The organism is Halobacillus seohaensis, from assembly GCF_042663045.1.
Classification (GTDB): domain Bacteria; phylum Bacillota; class Bacilli; order Bacillales; family Halobacillaceae; genus Halobacillus_A; species Halobacillus_A seohaensis.
The window spans coordinates 21,039-27,566 of record NZ_JBHSZV010000023.1 but is presented as its reverse complement, the minus strand read 5'-3'; the positions used below and the strand labels follow the sequence as shown (position 1 = coordinate 27,566).

Here is a 6,528-nt window from a genome sequence, read left to right as displayed (position 1 = left end):
GAAGCGTGGTGACACGTGCAGCTGACGGATACTAATCAATCGAAGGCTTATCTTCGAAGAAAAGTTATGATACCTTACCAAGGTGTCATAACTGGACAGATCGTGAAAAACGTTTATTTGTTTGATGACATGCAATGTCTTATCCAGTTTTGAGGGTTCACCTCAATTATAAAATGATGTGGTGGTGTTGGCGAAGAGGTCACACCTGTTCCCATGCCGAACACAGAAGTTAAGCTCTTCAGCGCCGATGGTAGTCGGGTCGATCCCCGTGAGAGTAGGACGCTGCCACATGAACCAAAGCAAGCCTTAGATTATATGATCTAAGGCTTGCTTTTTTTTGTGAAAAAAATTCTGCTAGAACTAACATTGGGGACGAGGGGAAGGAAACCTCTACGAAGTCTGCGGAGGATTCTAATTTCAATCGTGCGTTTATGTATTTTACTAGACAATCGGATTTCCATATACTCAGTGCTGCGACAGAACGAATCTATCCTAAAGATGAGAATGGCCCTGGAGCCGTACAACTAGGTGCGCCCTACTTTATAGATCACCAATTAGCTGGAGACTATGGAAAAAATGAACGAGAGTATATGCAAGGTCCTTTTATATCTGGAACAGAGTATCAGGGATATCAAACACCGCTGAGACGTCATGAGATTTTTATGGTTGGAATTCGGGCCATAGAAGAAGAAAGTAAATCGAACTATGATTCTTCTTTTGTTGACTTAGAAGGAGAGAAACAGGATGAAGTATTAAAAAATTCGAGAATGATGAAATTAAATTGAAGCATGTTAGTTCATTATACTTTTTTGAACTTCTTCGGTCTGCGACTATTTCAGGTACTTATGCAGATCCACTTTATGGTGGTAATGCTAATATGGAGGCCTGGAAAATGAAAAATTTCCCTGGCAGTCAAATGAGTTATTTAAAGGAAATCGAAAGTGAAGAGTTCATAGAAATGGAACCGAATTCTTTAAGAGATCATCTATCATAGAGGATTTTGAATTAGGAGGATTATTGTGGCAACTCAATTAGATAAAGTAGAAGTAGTAACGGTTGGTATTGGCTGGGCTGGGGGGATTGTTTCTGCAGAACTTGCGAAGGCAGGGATAAAAGTCGTTGGTCTGGAAAGAGGAGTAGATAGATCTACAGAAGATTTTCAAATGGTACATGACGAATATCGGTATGCTATTCGTTATGAATTAATGCAAGATCTTTCTAAGGAAACAATTACTTTTCGAAATAACCCTAATGAGCAAGCGTTGCCTATGAGGCAATTTGGAGCATTTCTTATTGGAACAGGAGTGGGGGGCGCAGGAGTTCACTGGAACGGCGATACATGGTTTTTTGCTCCCTATGATTTTGAGATAAAGTCAATGACGGATAAAAAGTATGGTAAAAATAAAATTCCTGAAGAATATCCAATTCAAGATTGGGGTATCACGTACGATGAATTAGCCCCTTATTATGAAAAGTTTGAAAAAATGGCTGGGACAAGTGGCGAACTTAATCCGTTGAGGTCTGAAAGAAAGAACGACTATCCCACTCCGCCAATGAAAAGTACTCCAATGCTTAATCGTTTTGTAGAAGCAGGAAAGAACTTAGGTCTGAATCCTTTTCGTTTACCATCAGCTAACATATCGGAAAGCTATGAAAATCCCGATGGACAAGTGCTAAACCAATGTCAGTGAAAAATTCGGTTGTGAATATGGAGCAAAGTCTACTCCAAATGTAACTGTCATACCTACTGCACAAAAAACAGGAAATTTTGAATTGAGGACAAATGCTAACGTAACGGGAATCCATCATGATGGAACTCGAGCAACTGGTGTTAGATATGTGGATGTACAAACAGGTGAAGAGTTTGATCAACCAGCGGATATTGTTGTATTAACGAGTTATACTTTAAACAACGCACGTCTGCTGTTACATTCCGAAATTGGTCGACCTTATGATCCGGAAACTGGAACGGGAGTAATAGGGAAAAATTACTGTTACCACATTACTCCAGTTGTTACTGGCTTTTTTAAGGAAAAGTTTAATGCATCTATGGGAGCAGGGTCACTTGGGTCTACCTTGGATGATTATAATAATGATAACTTTGACCACTCAGACCTTGACTTTATCTATGGTAGTTCGATAACTATAAAACAATTAGGAAAAAGACCGATTAATGAAAATGCAGCTCCAAGAGACACTCCAACATGGGGGAAAGAATTTAAAGCTCAGTCCATTAAATACTTTAATCGTTCAATACCTGTCACTTCACAAGGTACATCTATGCCCCATCGCAACAATTACTTGAGTCTCGACCCGACTTATAAAGATAGCTACGGAAACCCATTAATCCGACTAACGTATGATTTTACAGAGCATGATCATAAGCTACATGACTATATTACGGAAAGATGTGCGGAGATCCTCGAAGAAATGGGTGCTGAAACTGTAGAGCCTAGTGAGCTAACTGAACACTTTGATATTGTCCCAGCACACAACGATCATATTACAGGTGGTGTCATAATTGGGGATGATCCGGAGACATCTGTACTAAATAACTATTTACAAATGTGGGATATGGATAACATATTTGTCATTGGAGCTTCTGCTTTTCCGCATAACGGAGGATACAATCCTACTGGTACAGTCGGTGCGTTGGCTTATCGCGCAGCTGAAGGTATTATTAAGTATCGGGATGAAAAAGGACAACTCGTTAAAGCTAAGAATAATAGCGAACATGTATAACTGAATGGTCAGCACTTCTTCGGGTAACACGACTATTTTAAAAAGGAGAAACCCCTTATGAGTTTAACTAACATAGGTATTCCCGGCTTGATCATCATCCTGGTAGTAACCTTAATAATTTTTGGCCCGAAAAAATTGCCGGAAATTGGCGCAGCTTTTGGCCAAACCTTATCAGAGTTTAAAAAATCAGCGAATAGCTTGATGAATGACGAAGAACCGGAAAAAAAGACTGAGGCCTCATCTGAGGATAAAAGAGATAACCCATCTTAAAGACCTATAGTATTAGGGGGAACGATGATGTATGAAGCACACTTAGATAAACCTTCTTTAGAAGAAGAACAAACACTGGTTGGACACATTACAGATCTTAGAAAATCAATCATCAGTTCCGTTATCTTCTTTTTGGTTTGTTTTGTAATCTTTCTTGTTTCCATTAATTATGTGATACCTTTACTGACAGATGAAAATAAGCTAGTGATGTTAGGGCCACTTGATGTCGTAAGGTTTTATACTGGGATTGCAGGGAGCTTGAGTCTTGGTTTTTCTGCTCCATTTATTGGTTACCAGGTATGGAAGTTTGTAAAGCCTGCTTAACGAAGCAGGAAAGTAAAACGGCCTTGTCGTTTATCCCGAGTATTTTCCTTAGTTTTTTGTCTGGTATCGCTTTTGGTTTTTTCATTATCTTTCCCACTTGTTATGGGTTTCTTATGAATATCGGGGCTCATAATTTTGATATGATGATTACGGCAAAAGAATATTTTTCCTTTATGCTGATGACGTCAATTCCGCTTGGCTTTCTATTTGAGGTACCGCTATTGCTTATGTTTTTGACAGCTGTAGGAGTAGTTACACCGCAAAAATTAGCAGAAGTTAGAAAGTATGGATATCTTATGATGGCGGTGGTGTCTGCTCTTATTACCCCGCCTGATTTGATTTCTCAAATCATTGTTTTAGGACCGTTGATTGCTTTATACGAGTTGGGTTTGATCCTTTCAAAAGTTGTGTATAAACGTAAGTTACGTAATGAAAGTGAACCGGAAGCTACACTATAATAATTTTATACCCACGAAGTTCCTATGCGCTGAATTTACGCATAGATTCTTTCTTTATATTGTATTTTTAGTAGACAGTAGTAGCTATTGTAACTAGTGGAGGAATCCTTATACATTTCTGCCCACATCTTTGAACTTACGAAAAAGCTTTGTCACCCATAAAGCTGTAAATGCAACTGCAATATCAATAAGGAACAAATAGGTTAAGTTCATCCCCTTGTGCATTTTTAACAAATCAACAGCTTTAGAAAAACCGCCAAATCCATAGGCGAAAATCAAGGAAAAGATAATAGCATAAATATAAAAACTTTTCTCTTTATTAGTACAATATTGATACAACAGCATAAACGTAACCGGGAATAAAACTGCTGTAATAGTTATACCAGTTGGCGTTAAATGGGTAAGTGTATGTGGATGGACGAGATAATTGTTTGCGGATAATACACTATCAATATTCGCCCACAATAAATGGGCTGTGTAACCAAAAAAAGAGATTTCGAATAATCTTTTTTTATCTATCTTAAAATATAGAATGATAAGCGGGATTAAAATACTTGCAATATTGAACCACAAGTACCATGTGTCCATTCCAGAGTACAGTTCGTAGTATTTAGATATTAGACTATTCAGTTGTTCTTTTTGTTCGAAAATTTTATTAGATAGCTGAGTTTCATTCATAACATACCTCCAAAGTCTTTCTACATTTTAGTTTTTGCTGTTGAATTAACTCTTATTCAGAATAAGTTCTGAAATGAAAATCAGGAGAAATTCTATATTGGTATACGCTTTACCATCTAGGGAAACATAATTATAAATCCTATTTTGGAGGGAACATGGTTTGGAAAATTATTTAACCACTGCAGAGCTAACTAACCTTTGGAATTCATATATGGCCAATACTATGGCGGTAGAAGTTACAACGTATTTTGGAACTGCTAATGACGCAAACGTTGTTCGGATACTCGAGAGTGCTAACATGGAGATTATTAAAGAATTCTTAAGAAGTTTCATTCAAATTACTTCATCAAAAAAGCTTGATAATCACTTTAAGTGCGGGTTTATTGGAAAAGGAAAATTTGCCAAAACTACCTACATGGGAAAGTGAGATTACTGATAGTACAACGAGTCCGTTTCCTGAACGTATGATGAGGTAAGACATAGGTGTAGACATTTCTCGATTATGGGCAGAGATTTCTTTATAAGGAGAAGATACACTAAATTTAATGATTGAACTTGGATTTTTAGATCAAGTTCTTTTAGCAAAGGATTTAGAAAATTAATAATGTTAATTAAAAAACAAATGAACAGGAAAAATAACTAGTAATGGTACATAAAAAATACTTAAAGCAAAAAGGTCTGAGCATTTTTGATCAGAAGTTTTCTTGAAGAGCCTAAAAGTTTATGGCGGAATTCAAGTTATTTTTATTTCTTTGCTGTCATGACATTTACAGAAGTGACGGTTCCGTTCACTTCAATGAGCCAAACCCCTAATCCCCTTGTAACGACGGAACCATGTTTCTATTTTAACTTCCATGTTTAACATAAATATTCAATTAGTTGAAAGTGTGTATTTAAAATAAGAGAGGAAAACAACAAGTGTTTGCCCTCTCATTTTAAATTTTAACGGATTAACGATCTTCAGGTTTCCAAGTAGTTTCCTTATCACTTATAGGGCAGGAAGGGAAATTTTCATCTTTGTTTAGTTTAGCTTTTTCCCCTGACTGACATAAGTATTCACCTGTTTCTGGAACACCTTGCCCTGTTCGATATTCACGATAATTCTCCAAAGAAAACACCCCCTTATCTATCCTTATCTTTTCCAAATAAACAAGTTACACTCATTCAAATAGCTAAAGGTACTTGAGATTCTAGGAAAGAAAAGTCACGAGGTTTTGCTAAATTGAAAAATATTGTAATTTCCTGTAAGATACATAGTTAAGCTCAGAAATAATTGAGGGGGACAGAATTTTTTGAAAAAAATATTTACAATTGCAGGAGTTACTTTATTTATAGTTTGTGGTGGTATTTATATATTTTTTGATATGTTAATAACAGGACATGATGAGGGTTTAAAAGCGAATCAAGAAGCGAGTGGAAAAATAACAACTGAAGAAATAGCAGACTTTGAAAATGAAGGGCAAAACCCCTTTGGTATGGATATAAAACAAGAAGAGTTATCGGGTAACAAGATCCGCAGTTATATTCACGGAATGTCCCATCAAAAAGTAGAGGCAAGTAAAAAGTGGGGATTTTATCAAATCCATGATGAACGAATAGACTGGTTGTTAAATGGATTAGATAAAACGGATACCATCAATGAAGATATTTATAGAGATATTCTAATTAAATGGAAAGCAGGAGATTTTTCTGAGGTGGATAAAGATCATAACACGATTTGGAACATGCAAGGCGGTACTGTTGGAAAAACCACTGGGATTTTATCTGAAGAGGAAGAAAAGGAATATATAAATAGCAAACCTTGATAAGTCCTCCTAGGAAAGAGGACTTTTTTTTATAAATTAAGTCAGGATAGGAACAGAAAAGAAATTACTTCGCCAACTTCAGCAAAGTTTTCTTAGGACGATCTATATTTGGGAGAATTTCGCATATCAGCACCCGATGAATGATATTGATGCTGTGATCGAGGAGGTTTTGAAAGGGAGATGTGGGTGAGACAAGAGATTTTATCTCAATTGAAAGAAGACATTGAAAAAGCTGAACAGGAAAAGGACTT

The 6,528-nt window shown here is 36.6% G+C and carries 7 protein-coding genes, 1 rRNA gene and 2 pseudogenes; 8 read left to right on the top strand and 2 right to left on the bottom strand.

Features of this window, described 5'->3' with window-relative positions; translation table 11 throughout:
- The first annotated feature begins 177 nt into the window (after nucleotides 1–177).
- From rrf to tatC, 6 genes and pseudogenes are all read left to right on the top strand, one after another.
- A 5S ribosomal RNA gene (gene rrf / locus ACFQIC_RS09550) occupies nucleotides 178–291 on the top strand.
- A gap of 140 nt (nucleotides 292–431) precedes the next feature.
- Nucleotides 432–785, top strand: coding sequence for a gluconate 2-dehydrogenase subunit 3 family protein (locus ACFQIC_RS09545; protein ID WP_390217060.1), 354 nt, complete (start codon nucleotides 432–434; stop codon nucleotides 783–785).
- Nucleotides 782–994 (top strand): gluconate 2-dehydrogenase subunit 3 family protein, encoded by a 213-nt coding sequence (locus ACFQIC_RS09540; RefSeq protein WP_390217059.1) that lies wholly within the window; start codon nucleotides 782–784, stop codon nucleotides 992–994. Before ACFQIC_RS09545 ends, ACFQIC_RS09540 begins: the two co-directional genes overlap by 4 nt.
- A gap of 25 nt (nucleotides 995–1,019) precedes the next feature.
- Nucleotides 1,020–2,742: pseudogene (locus ACFQIC_RS09535) on the top strand (GMC family oxidoreductase).
- Nucleotides 2,743–2,799: 57 nt separating this feature from the next.
- Nucleotides 2,800–3,012 carry a twin-arginine translocase TatA/TatE family subunit gene (gene tatA / locus ACFQIC_RS09530; RefSeq protein ID WP_204711957.1) on the top strand — a complete coding sequence of 71 codons (213 nt, stop codon included), beginning with the start codon at nucleotides 2,800–2,802 and terminating at the stop codon, nucleotides 3,010–3,012.
- A 24-nt stretch (nucleotides 3,013–3,036) separates the two neighbouring features.
- A pseudogene (tatC, locus tag ACFQIC_RS09525) lies at nucleotides 3,037–3,794 on the top strand (twin-arginine translocase subunit TatC).
- A 108-nt stretch (nucleotides 3,795–3,902) separates the two neighbouring features.
- Here the strand turns inward: tatC and ACFQIC_RS09520 are convergent.
- Entirely contained in the window at nucleotides 3,903–4,472 is a 570-nt protein-coding gene (locus ACFQIC_RS09520) for a CBO0543 family protein (RefSeq protein ID WP_204711955.1), read from the bottom strand.
- 160 nt (nucleotides 4,473–4,632) lie between these two features.
- Between ACFQIC_RS09520 and ACFQIC_RS09515 the strand changes: the two genes are divergently transcribed.
- Nucleotides 4,633–4,899, top strand: coding sequence for a YvdQ family spore coat protein (locus ACFQIC_RS09515; protein WP_204711953.1), 267 nt, complete (start codon nucleotides 4,633–4,635; stop codon nucleotides 4,897–4,899).
- A gap of 523 nt (nucleotides 4,900–5,422) precedes the next feature.
- Here the strand turns inward: ACFQIC_RS09515 and ACFQIC_RS09510 are convergent.
- Nucleotides 5,423–5,581, bottom strand: coding sequence for a hypothetical protein (locus ACFQIC_RS09510; RefSeq protein ID WP_204711951.1), 159 nt, complete (start codon nucleotides 5,579–5,581; stop codon nucleotides 5,423–5,425).
- 183 nt (nucleotides 5,582–5,764) lie between these two features.
- Between ACFQIC_RS09510 and ACFQIC_RS09505 the strand changes: the two genes are divergently transcribed.
- Nucleotides 5,765–6,277: a DUF6241 domain-containing protein gene (locus ACFQIC_RS09505; protein WP_204711949.1), complete on the top strand. Its 513-nt coding sequence runs from the start codon at nucleotides 5,765–5,767 to the stop codon at nucleotides 6,275–6,277.
- The last annotated feature ends 251 nt before the right edge of the window (nucleotides 6,278–6,528 follow it).

Excerpts from the sequence above, each read along its gene's own strand:
- tatA (WP_204711957.1), top strand. The coding sequence starts at position 2,800 with ATGAGTTTAACTAACATAGGTATTCCCGGCTTGATCATCATCCTGGTA.
- ACFQIC_RS09545 (WP_390217060.1), top strand. The coding sequence starts at position 432 with ATGTATTTTACTAGACAATCGGATTTCCATATACTCAGTGCTGCGACA.
- ACFQIC_RS09520 (WP_204711955.1), bottom strand. The coding sequence starts at position 4,472 with ATGAATGAAACTCAGCTATCTAATAAAATTTTCGAACAAAAAGAACAA.